Source organism: Elioraea rosea (assembly GCF_007644105.1).
GTDB lineage: Bacteria > Pseudomonadota > Alphaproteobacteria > Acetobacterales > Acetobacteraceae > Elioraea_A > Elioraea_A rosea.
The window spans coordinates 37757-58307 of sequence record NZ_VFAC01000019.1 but is presented as its reverse complement, the minus strand read 5'-3'; the positions used below and the strand labels follow the sequence as shown (position 1 = coordinate 58307).

Below are 20551 nucleotides of genomic sequence, written 5' to 3'. Positions count from 1 at the left end.
CGGCCCCGTCCACGCATGCTGCCTCGCCGCATCACCCGCCTCCCTCGCCTTTTCGTTCGTTCTGCAATCGGCCTGAAACCTCCGACATCATGCCGAGAAACTGCGCGTGCATGAAGCGGCCCTGACCCACAAGCCCAGGAACACACGCGCCATGCAACGACCCCTCGCCACGCTGATCGCAGCGTCCTGCCTCGGCCTCGCCTCGCCGTCCGTCGCGGCGCCGATCGTGCAGGCGCTGGCAAGCGGCACCGTGCAGCTTCTCTCCTACCCCGCCCTCGGCCAGTCCTTCACCGCGGAGGACGCGACCGTGTCGGTCGGCTTCTGGATCCAGGAGATCAGGCCGGACATCGCCCCGGCGGGAGACAGCGTGTCGATCACGCTGCGCGAAGGCGCGGGGGCGTCCGGCGCGGTGCTCGCCACCGCCACGGTGTCCGGCCTCGCATCGGGCTTCGCCGGCTGGGTGGATGCGGATTTTTCCGCCATCGCACTGACGGCGGGGAGCGTCTACACCGCCGTGATCGGCGACCTCACGCCGCGCTGGAGCCTCTCCTTCTACGCGGCCGATGCCTATGCCGGCGGGCAGATGCTGTTCGCGAGCGCATTGCAGCCGACGCATGAGGCGAAGTTCCGCGTGCTCCCCGTGGCCCCGGCCGAAGAGGAGCCGCCGATCGCGGTGCCTGAGCCGGCCGGCGCGGGCCTCGTCGGCCTCGCCCTCGCCGCCCTGGTCGCGGCGCGACGGCGGCGGGGCGGGTAGCGCCCGCCGCTATCGCACCCGCTCAGGCCGCCTGCCCAGGCCGCCTGCTCAGGCCGGCTGCTTCGCCGGCACGGGCTGCGCCGTCGCGGTGCCGTTGTTCAGCACCGAGCCCGACACGTCATTGAGCGACAGCGAGGGGTCGAGGCAGAGGATCTCCTCGAATTCGGTCACGTTGTGGATCTCGGTGCCCATCGAGATGTTCGTCACACGCTCGAGGATGAACTCGAGCACGACGGGCACCTGGTGCTCGTCCATCAGCGCGCGGGCCTTCTCGAAGGCCTCCTTGAACTCGTTAGGGCTCTTCACGCGAATGGCCTTGCAGCCGAGGCCTTCGGCGACCGCGACGTGATCAACGCCGTAGCCGGCGACACCCTCCTCCTCGGCCATGTTGATGTTGTCGAAGGCGAGGCTCACCTCGAAATCCATCTGGAAGCCGCGCTGCGCCTGGCGGATCAGCCCGAGATAGGAGTTGTTCACCACCACGTGCAGGTAGGGCAGCTTGTGCTGCGCGCCGACGGCGAGCTCCTCGATCAGGAACTGGAAGTCATAGTCGCCGGAAAGCGCGACGATCTCACGGTGCGGGTCGGCGGCGCGCACGCCGAGGGCCGCGGGAAGCGTCCAGCCGAGCGGGCCCGCCTGGCCGCAATTGATCCAGTTGCGCGGCTTGTACACGTGCAGGAACTGCGCGCCCGCGATCTGCGACAGGCCGATCGTCGAGACATAGCAGGTGTCCTTGGCGAAGGCGTCGTTCATCTCCTGGTACACGCGCTGCGGCTTCAGCGGCACCTGGTCGAAATGCGTCTTGCGCAGCATGTTGCGCTTGCGGTGCAGGCACTGCGCGGCCCACTCGCTCCAGTCCGGCAGCTTGCCGGCATTCTTCCACTCCTCCGCCACCTCGATGAACATCGCGAGCGCGGCGTGGGCGTCGGAGACAATGCCGAAATCCGGATTGAACACGCGGCCGATCTGAGTCGGCTCGATGTCGACATGGATGAAGCGGCGGCCCTGCGTGTAGGCCTCGATCGAGCCGGTGTGGCGGTTGGCCCAGCGGTTGCCGATGCCGAGGACGAAGTCGCTCTTGAGGAACGTCGCGTTGCCGTAGCGGTGCGACGTCTGCAGCCCGACCATGCCGGCCATCAGCGGATGGTCATCGGGGATCGCGCCCCAGCCCATCAGCGTCGGGATCACGGGAATGCCGGTGACCTCGGCAAACTTCACGAGAAGGTCGGACGCATCGGCGTTGATGACGCCGCCGCCGGCGACGATGAGCGGACGCTCTGCCGTCACGAGCATGCCGAGCGCCTGCTCGACCTGCGCCCGCGTCGCGGCAGGCTTGTACACGGGCAGCGGCGCGTAGGTGCTCTCGTCGAACTCGATCTCGGCGTTCTGGACGTCGAGCGGCAGGTCGATCAGCACCGGGCCGGGGCGGCCCGACTTCATCACGTGGAAGGCCTGCTGGAACACCCGGGGAACCAGGCCTGGCTCGCGCACCGTGACCGCCCACTTGGTCACCGGCTTGGCGATGCTCTCGATGTCGACGGCCTGGAAATCCTCCTTGTGGAGCTTCGCGCGCGGTGCCTGGCCGGTGATGCAGAGGATGGGGATGCTGTCGGCCTGGGCAGTGTAGAGGCCGGTGATCATGTCGGTTCCCGCAGGCCCCGAAGTGCCGATGCAAACGCCGATATTGCCAGGCATCGCCCGGGTGTAGCCGTCGGCCATGTGCGAGGCGCCCTCGACATGGCGGGCGAGGATGTGGCGGATCGTGCCGCGGCGCTTCAGCGCGGCATAGAGCGGGTTGATGGCGGCCCCTGGCACGCCGAAGGCAACCGTGACGCCCTCCTTCTCGAGAACGCGAACAGCCGCCTCGATCGCCGGCATTTTCGGCATCGCACCATCTCCCATCGCCTGATCCGCCCAAGCCACGCCGCCCGCTCCCGAGGCGGTCGTTCCGTGGCCGGCGAGCAAATGGGATGGCGCAACCCGCGGAACAAGGCATACGGGATTGCTTTCCACGATGCGGAACCGCACCCGGAGAACCGGCGCGGATCAGGCGGTTGGCCGGCCTCCGAACTGCCCGGTCACGGTCTCTGCCGCCCGCGCCACGAGCGCGCCCGCGGCATACAGGGCGGCATCCCCGATGCGGGCGAGCGGCCCGGAGAGGGAGAGGGCCGCGACGGGCCGTCCCTCCTCGTCCACGATCGCGGCAGCCACGCAGCGGAGGCCGACGGCATGCTCCTCGTCGTCGATCGCGAAGCCGCGGCGGCGGATCTCGGCGAGGTCGTCGCGCAGCCTCCTCGGCGTATCGAGGGTCTTCTCCGTCATCCGCGCCAGGCCGTACAGCTGGAGGATTCGCGTGACCTCCGCATCGGGCAGGCGGGCGAGCATCGCCTTGCCGACGCCCGAGCAGTGCATCTTCACCCGCCCCCCCGGCCGGGAGATCGCCCGCATCAGCTGGCGGCACTCCACCTGGCCCATGCACACGACCTCGCCGCCCTCCTCGATGTAGAGGTTTACGGTCTCGCCGCTGTCCTCCATCAGCCGGCGCATCACCGGCCGGGCGAGCGCAAGCACGTCGCGCGCACGGCGGAAGGCCTGGCCGACGATGAACGCCTGCACTCCGACCTGCCACACCCCCTCGCCGGCGACGAAGCGCACGAAGCGCTGGCCCTGGAGCGTAGTCAGAAGCCGGTGCGCCGTCGATGGCGCAAGGCCGACGACCTGCGCCACATCGCCGAGGCTCATGCCATCGGCGCTCTCGGCGAGCGCGTTCAGCAACGACAGCGCCCGGGTGAGGGACTGCACCTGGCTCGGGTCGCGCGGGCTTGCCCGCCCCCTCGCCGTCTGCCGTGCCGTTCCTGCCATGAAAACCCCTCCGCCCGCTCGATCGGCGGGCGGAGGCTAGAGAGGCGGCCGGCAAAATGGAAGCCCGTCCCGCGATGCGGAACGGGCGCCGGCATCAGGAGTTGGGGCCGCGCGTCATCGCATACGGCTGCCAGCGGGCGAGGCCGGAGCCTGGCAGGACCGTCGGGTTCACGCAGCTCATCGGCCAGCGGCCGGACAGCACGAGCGACAGCTCCTGCCCGACGCGCCGCTTGCGTGCCGGGTCGAACCGCGCGGAGGCGGACGCGTTGTGCGGCGAGAGGATGACATGCGGCATTTTCAGAAGGGGGTTGTCCGGCTTCGGCGGTTCGACCTGGAACACGTCGAGCCCCGCGCCGGCGATCCACTGCTCTTCCAGCGCCTTGATCAGCGCCGCTTCATCCACCGTCGGGCCGCGGCCGGTGTTGATGAAGATCGCGCTCTTCTTCATCTGCCGGAAGTGCTTCTCCTTGAGGAAGCCGCGCGTGAGCGGCGTGTCGGGCTGGTGCATCGACACGAAGTCCGACTGCGAGAGCACCTCGGACAGCGAGCCCGGCCGTACTCCGTAGTCCGACAGCGTGAGCTCCTCCACGAACGGGTCGTAGGCAACCATCTGCAGCCCGAACGGCGCGGCGCGCCGGGCCACCGCGCGGGCCACGCGGCCGAAGGCGAGGAAGCCGAGCGTCAGCCCCATCAGGCGTGGCACCTGCAGAAGCTGCGGCCGCCCCTCTCCCCAGCGCCCCTCGCGCACCATGCGGTCCTGCTCGATGGCGCGGCGATGCGTGGCGAGAAGCAGCATCATCGCATGGTCGGCCACCTCCTCGATGAAGGTGTCGGGGCAGTTGGTGACGGGGATGCCCTTCGCGGTCGCGGCCGCGACATCCACATAGTCGACGCCGACGGTGCCGAGCGCGATCAGCTTGCACTTGGAGAGCGCGTTGATCATCGCGGCGTTGAACTTCATGCCCTTGGCATAGACCGCATCGGCTTTCGATGCGGCGGCGATGAAGCCCTCCTCGGTCGCGGGGCACTCGACGATCTCGACATCCATGCCCTCGAGCGCCTCGAGCTCATGGTCATACCCACCGCCCGCGGTGGTGAAGGAGGCGCCTGCGGGGGTGAGGATCGTGAACTTCGCCAAGTCGGTTTCTCCGTTGTGCTGCGTCAGGCTTGCGGCGGCCGGGCGCGGGCCGCCTGGTCGGTGCGCGGGGCGGGGTCGTCCGTGCGGCCGTCCTATTCCTTCACCGCCCCCGTGAGCGAGGCGACGTAGTAGTCGACGAAGAAGGAATAGAAGATCGCGACGGGGAGGGAGCCGAGCAGCGAGCCTGCCATCAGCGCGCCCCACTGGTAGACGTCGCCCGTCACGAGCTCGGTGAGAATCGCCACCGGAACGGTCTTCCTCTCGGAGGACTGGATGAAGGCGAGCGCGTAGATGAACTCGTTCCAGGAGAGTGTGAAGCTGAAGATGCCTGCGCTGATCAGCCCCGGCACCGCGAGCGGCAGGGTGATGCGCCTCAGGATCTGCAGCCGCGTGGCGCCGTCGATCAGCGCGCATTCCTCGAGCTCGTAGGGGATCGACTTGAAGTAGCCGATCAGCAGCCAGGTGCAGAACGGCACGAGGAAGGTCGGGTAGACGAGGATGAGCGCGAGAGGGCTGTCGAACAGGCCGAGCTGCACCACCATCGTCGCGAGCGGGATGAACAGGATCGAGGGCGGCACGAGATAGGCGAGGTAGATGGCGAGCCCGACATAGGGGCTGCCCGTGAAGCGCAGCCGCTGGATCGCGTAGGCCGCGAGCGTGCTTGCGAAGAGGGAGAGGAAGGTGGAGCCGATGGCCACCCCCATCGTGGTCAGGAACCACGACGGATAGGCCGTGTTGAACAGAAGGTGCTTGATGTGCTCGAGCGTCGGCGAGCTGATCCAGAACGGATTGTGGTTCTTGAAGTCCATCAGCTCGGCGTTCGGTTTGAACGCCGTCACCGTCATCCAGTAGAACGGGAACAGCAGGATGAAGATGAAGCAGCAGAGCGGCAGGTAGATCGTCACGAAGCGCCGGCGCTTCGTCTCCCAGGCCATCGTCTCCGGCTGGTTGTCCTGCGGCTTGGCGACGGGCGGCGCGTCGTCTGCGAGGGCAGCGTCAGTCATTGGCCTCTCCCTGCTGCCACTTGCGCCGCGCGAGCGCGAAATAGCTGAACAGCGTTGCGAAGACGAGGAAGGGGATCATGCTCACCGCGATCGCCGCGCCCTCGCCGAGCTGCCCGCCGGGAATGCCGCGCTGGAATGCGAGCGTGGCGAGAAGGTGGGTGGAGTTCACCGGCCCGCCGCGCGTGATGGCATAGACGAGCTGGAAGTCGGTGAAGGTGAAGATGATCGAGAAGGTCATGACGATCGCAAGGATCGGCATGATCATCGGCACGGTGATGTAGCGGAACCGCTGCCAGGGCGTGGAGCCGTCGAGCAGCGCGGCCTCGTAGAGCGACGGCGGGATGGTCTGCAGCCCGGCGAGTAGCGAGATCGCCACGAACGGAATGCCGCGCCAGATGTTCGCAGCGATCAGCGACCAGCGCGCCGGCCAGGCCGTGGAGATGAAGTCGATGTTGGTGTCGCGCCAGCCGAGCACGTCGACGAAGACGTAGGAGATGATCGAGAACTGCGGATCGTAGATCCACCAGAACGCGATCGCCGAGAGCACCGTCGGCACGATCCACGGCAGCAGAATGATGGCGCGGATGAAGCTCTTGATCGGCAGGTGGTTGTTGAGCAGCAGGGCGAGCCACAGGCCGAGCGCGAACTTCCCGATCGTCGCAATCGCGGTATAGAAGACCGAGTAGAACACCGCCGACCAGAAGATCGGGTCCTCGAACAGCCAGATGAAGTTCTCGAGGCCGACCCAGATGCCGCGTCGGCCGATCGTCGTGTCGGTGAAGGCGAGCCAGATGCCCAACCCCAGCGGGTAGGTCAGGAACACCGTCAGCAGCCCGACCGCCGGCAGAAGGCACATCACGATCAGGAACGGCTTCCAGTCCAGCAGCCAGCCGATCCAGGTCTCCTCGCGCCGCGGCGGCGTCCAGCGTGTCGGCGCGGCCGCTACGGCCGTTGGCGTGGTGTTCATGTCCTGCCCTCGAGCCTTCTCGGGGTGGGGCGGCACCCTCTGCGCGAGGGTGCCGCCCCGTCTCCGCTCAGCGTGCCCGGAAGAAGCGCTGGGCCCGGCGCTCGGCCTCGCGCGCCGCCTGCTGCGGCGTCGACTGGCCGGAGGCGACGGCGGCGCACATCTGCACCATGATGTAGTCCGCGTTCGCGGCCGCCGAGGCCTGGCTGATCGGCCCCTTGTAGCCGATCCAGTAGTCCGATCGCATCACGTCGCGGAAGATCGCGACCTTCGGGTCGGACTGCCACACCGGGCTCGCCGCGTAGGCAGCGAGCGGCTGCGACCAGTAGCCGAGGTTCGCCTGCAGCCACGGGTCGTACTGCTCGGCCTCCATCAGGAAGGCGATCAGAGCCTTCGCCGCGTTGGGGTAGCGGCTGTGGCGGAAGGTCATGGCGTTCAGCGTCAGCCCCGCCATCGGCGAGGCGGCGGCCTTGCCCTTGGGCAGGAGCGAATGCTCGGTGTCGGCAGCGATCGGCGCCGTTGCGGGATCGTTCTTCAGCGCGAAGTAGAGTGAGACGCCGTTCGCCGTCAGCCACAGCTCCTGCGCCGCGTACGCGCGGTTGTTGCTGATGTCGCCCCAGGCGATCGTGCCCGGGATGAACGTCGCGTAGAGCTCCTTCAGGTACTCGAGCGCGGCGATCGTCTCGGGGCTGTTGATCGCGACATTGCCGTCGGGGTCGACGAGGAACCCGTTATGCGACCAGACGAGCCAGTTGGCGAAACCGTTGCCGTCGCCCACCGCGTTGCCGAGCGCGAAGCCGGACGGCTTGTTCGCCGCCTTGAGCTTCTTGCTCAGGTCGAGGAACCCGGCATGGTCATCCGGCGGCGCCTGGAAGCCCAGCTCGTTCACTGCCGACTTGCGCCACACGAGCGGCCCGCCCGAGGCGCCGAAGGGGATGCCGATCCAGTTGTTCGTTCCGTGGCGCTTGCCGTAGCGCTGCGCCATGGCGAGCCAGCCGCCGTAGCGCGCACCGAGATACTCGGCGACGTCGGTCAGGTCGACGAGCTTGTCGACATAGATGTGCGGGCTCTCGTTGAAGCCGATGATCACGTCGGGGCCGGCGCCGGTATTCGCCGTCACGGCCGTCTGCTGCGTGATGTCCTCCCAGCCGACGAAGTCGACGCGCACCTGCACGCCTGTCTGCTGCGTGAAGCGGGCGCAGTTGGCGCGGAACACCTCCTCGTCGGGCTGCACGAAGCGCACCGGGCGCAGCATGCGCAGGCTCGCGCCGCTCTCGATCGGCCAGGAGGGCGGGTTGACATTGGCGCGCTGGATTTGCGCACCCGCCCCTCCGGACAGCGCGACGGCGGCCGCAGCCGATGCGCCAAGCATCAGCGTGTCGCGTCGGGTGATGATGTTCGCCATGGTGTTCCCTCCGTTTTCGTTGATCACGCGTGACTAGATCCGCCGCCCCGTCTGCTTGTCGAACAGATGCACAAGCTCGGGGTCGGGCATCACCGGCAGCACGTCGCCGTGCCTGGCGGCGATGCGTTCGCGGAACGCTCCCAGCATCGAGGCTTCGCCGTGGCGCAGCACGACCTGCGTCTCCGACCCCGTCGGCTCGACGACCTGCACGGTCGTCGGCACGCCCGCGGGGTCGAGGCGAAGATGCTCGGGCCGGATTCCGTAGATCACCTCCGCGGGCCGCGCACCCGAGCCGTTCGGCGGCAGCGGCCAGGCGGCGCCGTCGGCGGTGCGGAAGGCGCCGCCCTCGATTTTGCCCTCGATCATGTTCATCGCCGGGCTGCCGATGAAGCCCGCGACGAAGAGGTTGTTCGGCCTGTCGTAGAGCTCGAGCGGCGGGCCGATCTGCTCGACGACGCCGTGGTTCATCACCACGATCTTGTCGGCCATCGTCATCGCCTCGATCTGGTCGTGCGTGACGTAGACCGTCGTCACCTTCAGGCGCTGGTGCAGCTCCTTGATCTCGGCGCGCATCGCCACGCGAAGCTTTGCATCGAGGTTGGAGAGCGGCTCGTCGAACAGGAACACCTGCGGGTTCCGCACGATCGCACGCCCCATCGCGACGCGCTGGCGCTGGCCGCCGGAAAGCTGCCGCGGGTAGCGATGCAGGAGCTGGCCCAGGCCGAGGATCTTCGCCGCACGGCCGACCTCCTCCTCCATCACCTCCTTCGGCGCGTTCGCAAGCTTGAGCGAGAACGCCATGTTGTCGAACACGGTCATGTGCGGGTAGAGCGCGTAGTTCTGGAACACCATCGCGATGTCCCGGTCCTTCGGCGGAACGGTGTTCACCACCCTGCCGCCGATCGAGATCGTCCCGCCCGTGATGTTCTCGAGCCCCGCGATCATGCGCAGAAGCGTCGACTTGCCGCAGCCCGACGGCCCGACAAGCACGACGAACTCGCCATCCGCGATGGAGACGTTGACGTCGCGCAGCACCTGGGTGCTGCCGAAGTACTTCGTGACGTCCTTCACCTCGACCGTGGCCATGAACTCTCCTTCTCGCGCCGTGTGCGCAGGCCGTGCCGCTCAGGCGATCCGCGACACCGCCGTTTCCTTTGCCGTGATGAACTCGACCAGCGCCGGCTTGCCTTCCCGTGTCGCGGCGATGCCGCGCCTGATCGCGGGAACGATGTCGGCCGCGCGCTCGACCCGCTCGCCATGCCCGCCGAAGGCCCGGGCCATCGCGGCATAGTCGCCGCTGATGTCGGTCGAGCGGAACTTCTCCGTCGAGATCGGCATCACCTTGAGCTCGATCGCCATCGAGAAATTGTTGAGCAGGATCGACAGGATGGGGATGCGCTCGCGCACCGCCGTCTCGAAATCCATGCCCGTGAAGCCGATCGCTGCATCACCCCATACGTTGATGCAGAGCTTCTCGGGAGCGGCCAGCTTCGCGCCCATGGCGAGGCCGAGCCCGTAGCCGAGCTGCGTCGTCTTGCCCCAGCCGAGATAGGACAGCGGCTCGCTCGCCACCCAGAAGGGGGAGAGCTGGTCGCGCGGGCTGCCGGCATCGTGGGTGATGATGGTGTTGGCCAGATCGACCGTGCCTGCGAGGTCGCGCAGCACGCGGTAGGGCGACAGCGGGCTCGCCTCGCTGTCGCGCTTCTCCGCCCATTGCGCGAGCCAGGCCTCGCGCACCGAGGCGATCTCGGAGGCGACCGACGACGGGTCGCGCGTCTCCTTCACCCTGTCGGCAAGCGCGTCGAGCAGCGCATCGAGCGTCAGCGCCGCGTCACCGACAAGGCCGATCTCGACCGGAACGTCCTTGTTCAGATGATCGGGGTCGAGCGTCGCGTGGATGATGCGCTTTCCCTTTGGCATCGCCACAGCGAAGCTGCTCTCGGTGAAGGAGCAGCCGATTCCGAGGATGACGTCGGCCGCCTTCAGGAAATGCGGCACCGTCGCCGGCACGGCGAGGCCGCCGGAGCCGAGCGCGAGCGGGTGGTTCTCGGGGAACGCGCTCTTGCCGCCGAGGCTCGTGGTCACCGGCGCGGCGAGAAGCTCGGCCAGTTTGCGGAGCTGCGGCCAGGCCTTGGCCCAGTGCACCCCCTGGCCGGCATAGATCACCGGCCGCTTCGCCCCCGCGAGAAGCGCCGCGGCACGCTCGACATCGGCCGGGTCGGGGCCGTAGCGGGTGGCCAGCACGGGCGTGTAGTCGAGCGGCCCCGCCACCTCCTCGTTCCACATGTCGGCCGGGATCTCGACGAGGCAGGGGCCGCCCCGGCCATTGCGGAGCCGCGTGAAGGCCCGGCGCATCACCGCGCAGACCTCGGAGGCGAGCACGATCGGCTCGGCCGACTTGGTGATGCCGCGCATCTGCACGGAGGAGTTGAAGTTCGGGTCGATATGGGCGAGCCGGCGCGGGTAGCCCATGGGCAGGACGAGAACGGGTACGCTCTCGCCATAGCACTGGGCGACGCCGCCATAGGCGTTCTCCGCACCCGGTCCATGCTGCATGCAGAACGCACCGATCTGCCGGCCGGAGGTGACGCGCGAGATCGCGTCCGCCATGTGCAGGCCGATGCGCTCCTGTCGGACCATGATCGGGCGAATGTCGATCGCCGCCGCGTACTCGATCAGGTGATTGACCGGATAGCCGGTCAGCACCTCGATGCCTTCGCGCTTCATGATCTCGGCGATGGCTTCGCCAAGCTTCACCCCTGTCCTCCCCCGGCGACAAGCGCCTTCATGCGCCGCGACGAGGCGCGGCACCTGTTTTCTTTTGGATCGTTCCGCCGGAAGCCTAGACGCCGTTTCGGCCGGGCCGCAACCCCGAAAGCCGGAACAGGACCGGCTCCGGCCCGGCCGTTGATCCGCCTCAATGCGATGGCGTGGCGTTCAATGGTGAACTTGAAATGTTCGAATGTTCCAGGCCGGGAAGAACCAGAAGAGGCAGGAGGCCCTGACATGAGACCCATCCATTTCGCGTTCGCCGCTGCAATGGCACTGGCCTCCGGCCAGGCTGCGGCGCAGGCCTACGATCCCGTGGCCCGCGGGGGCGAGCTCTACCGCTCCGCCTGCGCCTCATGCCATGGGGTGGACGGAAAGGGCGGCGGCCCGGTCGCGCGCTATCTGGAGACCAAGCCGTCCGACCTGACGACGATGACGCGGCGAAACAATGGAACCTTTCCGTTCTACCGTGCCTTCCAGGTGATCGACGGCCGGGAGGAGGTGGCCCAGCACGGCCCGCGCGACATGCTCATCTGGGGCAACATGCTGCGGTTCGAGGCTGGCGACCAGTACGGATCGCTCATGCGCGAAACCTATGTCCGCGGCCGCATCTACGAGCTCGTGAGCTACCTCGACTCGATCCAGCAACGCTGAGCCTGCAATCCGACCACCGCCGGCCGGCGGTGGTCGGATGGAACTCCGTCATGAGGGGGACGTGATGCGTGGATCGTGGCTTTTCTTGATGACGTCCGTGACACTTGGCGCGGGCGCGGCTCATGCAACCGACACGCAGACACTGCGGAGCGGGCAGGCCTTCTACCAGTCCGCCTGCGCGCAATGTCATGGCATCGACGCGAAGGGCGGCGGCCCCTTGGCCAATGTCCTTACCGCCAAGCCGACCGACCTGACGACGATGTCGCGTCGCAATGGCGGACAGTTCCCGTTCTACGAGGCGTTCAAGATGATCGAGGGCAGGACGGCGGTGCCCGCGCACGGCACGCGCGAGATGCCTGCCTGGGGCGCGATCCTCGAGATCGAGCAGCGGGGCCAGCCGCAGGGCACCTCGCCGAGCACCTACGTCTATGGTCGGATTTCCGAGCTGCTGGTCTATCTCGAGTCCGTCCAGCAGCGCTGAACCTTCGTGCCACGGCCGGCGGCGGCCCAACGCGTGGCGGAGGGGGCGGCCACCGTTGGCCGCTTGCGGCGCGCAGACGCGGCGTGCTGCGCTGCGTCCTTCTGCCATCACCTGGAGCGATCCCGATGACGGACCCTTCGCCGGACCGCCGTTTTCCCCCCGTTCTTGCCGGGCGCAAGGCGCTCATCGTCGGCGTGGCGAACGCGCAGTCGATCGCCTGGGGCTGCGCCCAGGCCATGCACAGGGCTGGCGCAGAGATCGCGATGACCTACCTGAACGAGAAGGCGAAGCCGCATGTCGCGCCGCTCGCCGAGGCCGTGGCCGCGCCCATCTTCCTGCCCCTCGAGGTGCGCGACACCGCGCAGGTCGATGCGGTGGTCGATGCCGTCGCCACCCGCTGGGGAAGGCTCGACATCCTCGTCCACTCCATCGCCTTCGCCCCGCGCGAGGCGCTTGCCGGGCGCGTCGTCGATTGCCCGCGGGAGGGGTTCCTCACGGCCATGGAGGTGTCCTGCTGGTCGTTCCTCGACCTCGCCCGCCGGGTCGAGCCGCTGATGGCCCAAGGCGGAACGATGATCACCATGTCCTATCTCGGCGCCACCGAGGTGGTGGAGAACTACGGCGTCATGGGGCCGGTCAAGGCCGCCCTCGAGTGCGCCGTCCGCTACATGGCGACGGAACTGGGACCGAAAGGTATCCGCGTGCATGCCGTCAGCCCCGGCCCGCTCGCCACCCGCGCCGCCTCGGGCATCCCGGATTTCGATGCGCTGATGGAGCGCGTGGCCTCCCGCGCGCCAACGCGACGGCTCGTGACCATCGAGGAGGTCGGGGCGGCCTGCGTGTTCCTGGCGACCGACTACGCCGGCGCGATGACCGGCAACACCCTCTACATTGACGGGGGCTACAGCATCCTCGGCTGACGCATTTCCGTAATCTTACCGAAACGTAGAGTTTCGATAGGCTTCCGTGATATACGCGCTCAAAGGATTGACCTGCGTCAACCTGAGGGCGCGTGGCCAGCATTAGGCTGCAAGCGACCAGGGATGGTCGGGTATGCGCTGCCGCCGGGAGAGCGCGCCTCGATGATCGGAAACGCACCCTTCGGGAGATCGGCGGCATGCCAAAGCACCGTATCGACAGCTTCTTCACCACCCCGGCCGCGCGGAACGACCGCTGGCGTGACCTGCATGCCGCCGCGAAGGCCTGGGCTGCAGGGAGGGGCGATCGGGCGTCGGTCGATACGCACTTCGCGGGGCTCGGGGCCACCGAGGAATTCTATGCCTATCCCGGGGCACGCCTGATCGCGGCGCTGGCCGAGAAGATCGGACGCGACGACGCACCTGGCACCGCCGCCCTGGCCAGGCGCATCTCGACGTCGATCGCCGCGCAGAGCTACCGCGAGGAACTCGGCGAATGGGACCTGACCGACGAGCAGCCCGACGCCCTGTCCGAGGCGATGCCGCCAACAGCGGCCACGGTGCACGCGCGGCCCTATTTCGAGATGCTGATGGTCACGCCCGTGCCGCCGGCGCGCTACCCGCATCTCGTGTCGGAGATGCGCAAGCTCCGCCGCCCGGAGGACCCATTCGTCTACGAGGTGGTGCCCGTCGGCAGCCTCGAGGACGCGATCTGCGCGATCATGCTGAACCCCAACATCGCAGCAGTGACGATCTACGAAGGCTTCGCGCTCCGCTCACGACATGACGCGCCGGTGCTCCGGCAGATCCTCGAAGGCAAGGTCGATCCCGCGACGGCAGACGATGCCGACCTCGCGCTCAAGCTCGCCAACGGCATCAAGAACACCCGCCCCGAGCTGGACATCTATCTGCTCTCCGACAGGCGGGTGGAAGCGCTCGCTGGCGACCCGCGCAGCGCGCCGATCCGCCGCGTCATGTACCAGATCGAGGAGATGCTGGAGCTGCATCTCTCGGTGATGGAGGGCATCTCCGAGCGGTTCCAGACGCCGTTCTTCGACAACCTCAAGAAATACGCGCAGCGGCCGATCGCGACCTTCCATGCCCTGCCCATCGCGCGCGGCAAGTCGGTGTTCAAGTCCGCCTGGATCCGCGACATGGGCGAGTTCTACGGCATCAACCTGTTCCTCGCGGAAAGCAGCGCGACGACGGGCGGCCTCGACAGCCTTCTCGAGCCCACGGGCAACATCAAGAAGGCGCAGGAGCTTGCCGCCCGCGCGTTCGGCGCCGACCACGTGTTCTTCGTGACGAACGGCACCAGCACGTCGAACAAGATGGTGCACCAGGCCCTGCTCGGCCCGGGCGACATCGTCATCCTCGACCGCAACTGCCACAAGTCGCACCATTACGGCTGCGTTCTCAACGGCGCGCAGCCGCTCTATGTCGAGGCGTTCCCGCTGACGCAGTACTCGATGTACGGCGCGGTGCCGCTCGCGTCGATCAAGAAGGCCCTTCTTGCCGCCAAGGCGGAAGGACGGCTCGACCGCGTGAAGATGGTTGACCTGACGAACTGCACCTTCGACGGCCACATGTACAACACCCGGCGCGTGATGGAGGAATGCCTCGCCATCAAGCCCGACCTGATCTTCCTCTGGGACGAGGCGTGGTCGGGCTTCGCGCACTGGTCGCCCTTCCTCCGCCCGCGCACGGCGATGGGCGCGGCCGAGGCGATCGAAAGATGGATGCATTCCAAGCAAGCCGTCGATCAGTACGAGGCGCAGGCGAAGGAACTCGGGCCCGACCCATCCGATGAGGCACTGCTGGCGGCACGGCTGGTGCCCGATCCGAGCAGGATCCGCCTCCGCGTCTACCAGACGAACTCGACGCACAAGTCGATGTCGGCGATCCGCCAGGGCTCGATGGTGCTGGTGCGTGATGTCGAGTTCCACCGCGTCGAGAGCCAGTTCCACGAGGCGGTGTTCACGCATGCCTCCACCAGCCCGAACCAGCAGCTGATCGCCTCGATGGATGTCGCGCGGCGGCAGATGGAGCTCGAAGGCTACGGACTGGTGCTGAACGCGATCGAGATCGCGCTCGACATCCGCCGCGAGGTGAACGCGCACCCGATCATCTCGAAATACTTCCACGTCGCCGGCGCCGACGAGATGATCCCCGCCGAGTATCGCCAGAGCGGCTTCGTCGATTACCTCGTCTCGGGGGCGACCTGGGGCGACGCGCTGAGGAGCATTGAGGAGGACGAGTTCATCCTCGACCCGACGCGCATGACGCTCGTCTGCGGCAGGGCCGGGTTCGACGGCACGCAGTTCAAGGGGCTGCTCGCGGGCAAGTACGACATCCAGCTCAACAAGACCTCGCGCAACTCGGTGCTTCTCCAGTCGAACATCAACAACACGAGAAGCGACGTCGCCCATCTCATCCGCGTGCTGCTCGAGATCTGCACCGAGATCGAGAAGCGCCTCGCGCATGGCGGCGAGGAAGGACGGAAGGCCTTCGCCGCGCGCGTGAAGAGCCTGATGGAGGACGTGCCGGACCTGCCGAACTTCAGCCGGTTCCACCAGGTGTTCCGCACCGATGCGGGCGAGCGCACGCCGGAAGGCGACATGCGCACGGCCTTCTTCTCCGCCTATGACGAGGAGGGCTGCGAGTACGTGCCGCTGTTCGGCGACGAATGCGACAGGCGGCTGGCCGAAGGGCCCGAGATGGTCTCGGCCAACTTCGTCATCCCTTATCCGCCCGGCTTTCCGATCATGGTTCCCGGCCAGGTGCTGACGCCCGAGACGATCACCTTCATGCGCAAGCTCGATGTGAAGGAGATCCATGGCTACGAGCGGGCGCGGGGGCTGAAGTTGCTGAAGCCAGACAGCGTCGGCGCGCGGCGGTCGCGCTGAGCGCGGGGGAGGACAGAGCCATGCAAGCGTTCTTCCAGTTCCTCGCCGCAAACCCCTTCATCCTGCTGTTCCTCACGGTGGGTCTCGCCGTATGGCTCGGCAGGAAGAGCATCGCGGGCTACGGGCTCGGCATGGTGGCATCCGCCATCATCATCGGCTGTGGCCTCGCGGTGTGGGCGAGCGTGTACGGCGTCACGCTCGCGCTCGACAATTTTGCCAAGAGCCTCTTCTACTATCTCTTCATGTACGGCGTGGGGCTCCGCGTCGGGCCGTCCTTCGTCAACAGCCTCGGCGGCGACGGCATCAAGTTCACCTTCCTCGCGATCGTCTCCTGCGTGATCGGGCTCGCCATCGTCGTGCTCGGCGCGCGCATCCTCGAACTTCCCCCGGGTGCAGCCGGCGGCATGCTGGCCGGCTCGCAGACCATGTCTGCCGCGATCGGCTCGGCCGAGCAGGCTGTGACGGCCGGCGTGGTGCGCCTGCCAGAGGGCACGACGGCCGAGCAGGTCACGGCGATGATCGCGCTGTCCTATGGCATCACCTACATCTGGGGCACCGTCGGCATCATCCTGATCACCAAGTACCTCCCCGCCTGGTGGGGCATCGATGCGAAGGCCGCCGCCCGCGCCTACGAGAAGGAGCACGGCGTCGCCTCGGGCGACAGTCCTGCCCTGTCTGGCTGGACACCGGGCGCGCTTCGCGCCTACCGGCTCGAGAACACGGCCTGGGTCGGCCGCACGATGCGCGAACTCCTGCGCGAGAACCCCGAGTACCGCTTCGCAAACCTCGTGCGCGACGGCGCAGCGCTCGGCGCGGCGCAGGAGGAGCCGCTGCGGCTCGGCGACGTGATCGCCCTCGGCGGCCGCCGCGAGGCGATGACGGAGAAGATGGGCCTGATCGGGCCGGAAGTGTCGGACCGGCTCGCGCTCGACATTCCGCTCGACCAGGCGGAAGTGCTGATCACCAACAAGGAGATGCTGCAGAAGACTCGCGACGAGTGGCGCGCCCTTCCCGGCGCCGACCAGGTCCAGGTGCAGAAGATCGAGCGTGGCGGCGTGCCGGTTCCGATCGGCTCGAACACTACGCTGCAGCGCATGGACGTCGTGACGATCGTCGGCCTCAAGGACGCGGTCGACCGCATCGGCCAGACCTTCGGCCGCGTCGTACGCCCCTCCGTGGCGACCGACCTGTTCACCCTCTCCTTCGGCATGATCCTCGGCTTCCTGATCGGCGCGATCAGCTTCCCGGCCTTCGGCGCCAGCATCGGGCTGGGCAACGCGGGCGGGCTTCTCGTTTCAGGGGTGATCGTCTCGTCGCTCTCCTCCCGGCTCAGGTTCTTCGGCAATACGCCGACTGCGGCGCGCAACGTTCTCGAGGATCTCGGTCTCGTCGTCTTCGTCGCCATCGTCGGCATCAACGCGGGCAACTCGCTTCTCGCGCAGCTCACCGGCGTGCTCGCGCTCAAGATCTTCCTCGTCGGCTTCGTCGCCTGCTCGGTGCCGCCGGTGATCGTGTGGGCGATCGGCTACCACGTGTTCCGCATCAACCCCGCCGTGCTGATGGGCGGTGTCGCCGGGGCTAGAAGCCATTCCGGGCCGTGCCGCGAGGCGGCAGTGGAGATCCAGTCCAACGTGCCGTGGATCGGCTTCCCCGTCGGCTACGCGGTCTCGGGCGTGCTGCTGACGGTGTTCGGCTACTTCGCGATGCTTCTCGCGCAGTAGCGGGTGGAGGCGGCGATGGCGTGGGCCCAGGAGTTCCTCGTCAAGTATCCCGAGCTCACGCTCTTCCTCGTCATCGGCATCGGGTACTGGATCGGTTCGCTGCAGCTCGGGCCGCTGAAGCTCGGGCCCGTCACCGGGTCGCTCTTCGCCGGCATCGCGGTGGGGCAGGTCGCGCATGTGCCGGTCTCCGGCACGGCGAAGTCGATCCTGTTCCTGCTGTTCCTGTTCGGCATCGGCTACTCGGTCGGGCCGCAGTTCATGCAGGCCCTGAAGCGGGACGGGCTGAAGCCCGTGCTTGTCGCGGTGGTGATGTCCGTCGCCGGCCTGGGCACGGCCTTCGCCGTCGCCAAGCTCCTCGGGCTCGACCCCGGCTTCGCGGCGGGCCTGGTTTCCGGCGCGCTCACAGAGAGCCCTGCCATGGGCACGGCGACGGAGGCGATCAACGCGCTGCCCATCCCCGAGGCGGACCGTGCCCGCTTCGTCGCCCACATCGCGGTGGCCGACGCGGTCTGCTACCTGTTCGGCGCGGCAGGGATGATCTGGTTCCTCAGTTCCCTCGCGCCGAAGCTGATCGGGGCCGACCTCGTCGCCTCCGCCCGCGCGCTCGAGGCGGAGCTCGGCATCACCCATCAGGCGCCCGGGACGGCATCGGCCTGGCGCCGGTTCGAGCTGCGCGCCTATCGCGTGACCGAGGGCGGCCCGGCGGTCGGCAAGACCGTCGCCGAGATCGAGCAGGGCGCCTTGCCGCAGCGCATCTTCCTGCACCGCGTGCGGCGTGGCGATGGGTGCCGCGACCTGGCGCTCGACGACAGGCTGGAGGCAGGCGACATCGTCGCCGTGTCCGGCCGGCGCGAGGTGCTGGTCGACCTGATCGGCCGCCAGCGCGAGGAGGTCGAGGACCGCGAATTGCTCGATATCGTCGTCAGCGTCGTCGATGTGCTGGTGACGTCGCGTGCCATCGCCGGCAGGACGCTTGCAGAGCTCGCGACGGCAGAGACCTCGCGCGGCGTCTATCTTCGCGCCATCACGCGTGGCGGGCAGGAGATCCCGATCGCCCCGGGCACGGAGATCCTGCGCGGCGACGTGCTCACGGTGGTCGGTGCGGTGCCCACCGTCGAGCGCGCGGCGAAGCTGATCGGCCCGATCGTCCGCCCGACGGAGCAGACCGATTTCGTCGTGCTCGGGCTCGCCATCTTCCTTGGCGGGCTCGTCGGCGTGCTCGTGACGATTCCGATCGGGGGAATGCGCATCTCGCTCTCGACCAGCGTCGGCACGCTTCTGGCCGGGCTGGTCGTCGGCCATCTCCGCACGCGGTACCCGTTGTTCGGCCGAATTCCCGACGGCGCGATCGCGCTGATGACCGCGCTCGGGCTTGCCGCCTTCGTCGCGATGACGGGGCTGCATGCCGGGCCGATCTTCTTCCAGGCCATCGCCGAGGCAGGGATCGGCCTTCTGCTCGGCGGCATGGTGGTGACGATGGTGCCGCTCATCGTCGGGCTCTATTTCGGCCACCATGTGCTGAAGCTGCACCCGCAGCTCCTGCTCGGCGCCCTCGCGGGCGGCCAGACGATGACGGCCGCGATGGCCGCCGTTCAGGAGCGCTCGGGCAGCACCGTCTCCGTCCTCGGCTACACCCCCGCCGTGCCGATCGGGCACATCCTGCTGACGTCATGGGGCACGGTGATCGTCAACCTCGTCGCCGCATGAGCGGCGGCGCCTCACGCGGGCGCCATGGCGAGCCGCGCGACCTCGATCACGCCCGTGACCATGATCTGGATTCCGACGCAGAGAAGCAGGAAGGCCGAGAGTGTCGTGACCACCCTCGCCCCCTCGTTGCCGGCGAGCCGGACGATCCTGTCTGCGTTGCGGTAGAAGAGCAGGATGATCGCCGCGACCACGACGGCAGCGGCAACGAAGCCGCCGACCGCGGAGACGATCAGCGCGCCCTCGCGCTCGGTTCGCGCCGCACCGAGCGCGATCGAGACCGCGATCGTGCCGGGGCCCGTCGTCAGCGGCATGGTCAGGGGATAGAAGGCCATCTGCATGATCGGCGCGGTATCCATCGCCGCCGGCGCCGCTTCCTGCTCGGGTCTCTTCTGCAGGAGACCCCAGCCGGCGGAGGCGACGACGAGGCCGCCGGCGATCCGCAGCACGGGCAGGGTGATGCCGAAGAAGGCGAGCACGAAGGTGCCGAAGAAGTAGCTGCACAGCATCACCGCGAGCGCATAGATGGCAATGCGCGAGGAGAGCTTCTTCCGCTCCGAAGCTGCCGCCCAGACCGTCATCTCGCGAAACACGAAGACCAGCCCGACCGGGTTGATGATCGACAGGAGCGCCACGAAGGCCAGCAGGAAATCGTCGATCACTCGTTCCATTCGGGCACTATCCCACCGGCGCCCTGCGGCGCACAACGACAAGGACCATGACGATGAGCACCCGTCGCATGCTTCTCCTTTCCGCCCCCCTTGCGGCGTTGCCTGGCGTGGCGCGCGCCGCGACGGCCGCGGAGATCGACCGCGACGCCACCGCGGCGCTCGCCCGGCTGTACCGCGCCAAGCCGCAGGCCAGGGCGCTCGGCGAGAAGGCCGTGGCCATCCTGATCTTCCCCGAGGTGACGAAGGCCGGGCTCATGATCGGCGGCGAGATCGGCTACGGTGCCCTGCGCCGCGGGGACAAGACGGTCGGCTACTACCGCACGCAGGCGGTGTCCTACGGGCTCCAGGCCGGGGCGCAAAAGTTCAGCTACGCGCTGTTCCTGATGAACGAGGAGGCGGTGCGCTGGCTCGACCGGTCGGACGGGTGGGAAATCGGCTCGGGCCCGTCCTTCGTCATGGTCGACGAGGCCTATGCCGCCCGCATGTCCTCGACGACGCTGACGCAGGATGTCTATGGCATCGTGTTCGGCCAGAGCGGGCTGATGGCCGGCATCGGGCTGCAAGGCTCGAAGATCACGCGCTATCGTCCCTCCCGCTGACC

At 67.9% G+C, this 20551-nt stretch carries 17 protein-coding genes; 8 read left to right on the top strand and 9 right to left on the bottom strand.

Annotation, left to right across the window (positions count from 1 at the left end; genetic code table 11):
* Positions 1–151 precede the first annotated feature (151 nt).
* Positions 152–754, top strand: a complete 603-nt coding sequence (locus FIF60_RS12920) for a PEP-CTERM sorting domain-containing protein (protein ID WP_144186499.1) — start codon at positions 152–154, stop codon at positions 752–754.
* A gap of 48 nt (positions 755–802) precedes the next feature.
* Here the strand turns inward: FIF60_RS12920 and gcl are convergent, their stop codons facing one another.
* From gcl to FIF60_RS12880, 8 genes are all read right to left on the bottom strand, one after another.
* Entirely contained in the window at positions 803–2641 is a 1839-nt protein-coding gene (gcl, locus tag FIF60_RS12915; RefSeq protein ID WP_144186498.1) for a glyoxylate carboligase, read from the bottom strand.
* A gap of 159 nt (positions 2642–2800) precedes the next feature.
* On the bottom strand, positions 2801–3616 hold the full coding sequence (locus FIF60_RS12910) for an IclR family transcriptional regulator domain-containing protein (RefSeq protein ID WP_144186497.1): 816 nt from the start codon (positions 3614–3616) through the stop codon (positions 2801–2803).
* 94 nt (positions 3617–3710) lie between these two features.
* Positions 3711–4754: a C-terminal binding protein gene (locus tag FIF60_RS12905; RefSeq protein ID WP_144186496.1), complete on the bottom strand. Its 1044-nt coding sequence runs from the start codon at positions 4752–4754 to the stop codon at positions 3711–3713.
* Positions 4755–4846: 92 nt separating this feature from the next.
* Positions 4847–5758: a carbohydrate ABC transporter permease gene (locus tag FIF60_RS12900; protein WP_144186495.1), complete on the bottom strand. Its 912-nt coding sequence runs from the start codon at positions 5756–5758 to the stop codon at positions 4847–4849.
* The gene (locus FIF60_RS12895) at positions 5751–6725 is read right to left on the bottom strand and encodes a carbohydrate ABC transporter permease (protein ID WP_144186494.1); all 975 of its coding nucleotides are present in this window, start codon (positions 6723–6725) and stop codon (positions 5751–5753) included. Before FIF60_RS12895 ends, FIF60_RS12900 begins: the two co-directional genes overlap by 8 nt.
* Positions 6726–6792: 67 nt before the next feature.
* On the bottom strand, positions 6793–8127 hold the full coding sequence (locus FIF60_RS12890) for an ABC transporter substrate-binding protein (protein WP_144186493.1): 1335 nt from the start codon (positions 8125–8127) through the stop codon (positions 6793–6795).
* A 33-nt stretch (positions 8128–8160) separates the two neighbouring features.
* Positions 8161–9213, bottom strand: a complete 1053-nt coding sequence (locus tag FIF60_RS12885; RefSeq protein ID WP_144186492.1) for an ABC transporter ATP-binding protein — start codon at positions 9211–9213, stop codon at positions 8161–8163.
* 39 nt (positions 9214–9252) lie between these two features.
* Complete coding sequence (locus FIF60_RS12880) at positions 9253–10884, bottom strand: thiamine pyrophosphate-requiring protein (RefSeq protein WP_144186491.1); 1632 nt, start codon at positions 10882–10884, stop codon at positions 9253–9255.
* Positions 10885–11133: 249 nt separating this feature from the next.
* Between FIF60_RS12880 and FIF60_RS12875 the strand changes: the two genes are divergently transcribed.
* From FIF60_RS12875 to aspT, 6 genes are all read left to right on the top strand, one after another.
* On the top strand, positions 11134–11550 hold the full coding sequence (locus tag FIF60_RS12875; RefSeq protein ID WP_158639198.1) for a cytochrome c: 417 nt from the start codon (positions 11134–11136) through the stop codon (positions 11548–11550).
* An 88-nt stretch (positions 11551–11638) separates the two neighbouring features.
* Entirely contained in the window at positions 11639–12031 is a 393-nt protein-coding gene (locus FIF60_RS12870; RefSeq protein ID WP_158639197.1) for a c-type cytochrome, read from the top strand.
* A gap of 125 nt (positions 12032–12156) precedes the next feature.
* Complete coding sequence (gene fabI / locus FIF60_RS12865; protein ID WP_144186488.1) at positions 12157–12951, top strand: enoyl-ACP reductase FabI; 795 nt, start codon at positions 12157–12159, stop codon at positions 12949–12951.
* Positions 12952–13148: 197 nt separating this feature from the next.
* Positions 13149–15854, top strand: coding sequence for a decarboxylase (locus FIF60_RS12860; protein ID WP_144186487.1), 2706 nt, complete (start codon positions 13149–13151; stop codon positions 15852–15854).
* Between the two features lie 20 nt (positions 15855–15874).
* Complete coding sequence (locus tag FIF60_RS12855) at positions 15875–17575, top strand: aspartate:alanine exchanger family transporter (protein WP_144186486.1); 1701 nt, start codon at positions 15875–15877, stop codon at positions 17573–17575.
* Between the two features lie 15 nt (positions 17576–17590).
* A complete protein-coding gene (gene aspT, locus FIF60_RS12850; protein ID WP_144186485.1) occupies positions 17591–19282 on the top strand; it encodes an aspartate-alanine antiporter in 1692 nt (563 codons plus the stop codon).
* Between the two features lie 11 nt (positions 19283–19293).
* Here aspT and FIF60_RS12845 read toward each other — a convergent pair whose 3' ends face one another.
* A complete protein-coding gene (locus FIF60_RS12845) occupies positions 19294–19950 on the bottom strand; it encodes a MarC family protein (protein WP_144186484.1) in 657 nt (218 codons plus the stop codon).
* Between the two features lie 53 nt (positions 19951–20003).
* Here FIF60_RS12845 and FIF60_RS12840 point away from each other — a divergent pair, with 53 nt between their 5' ends.
* Complete coding sequence (locus FIF60_RS12840) at positions 20004–20549, top strand: lipid-binding SYLF domain-containing protein (protein ID WP_204251190.1); 546 nt, start codon at positions 20004–20006, stop codon at positions 20547–20549.
* The last annotated feature ends 2 nt before the right edge of the window (positions 20550–20551 follow it).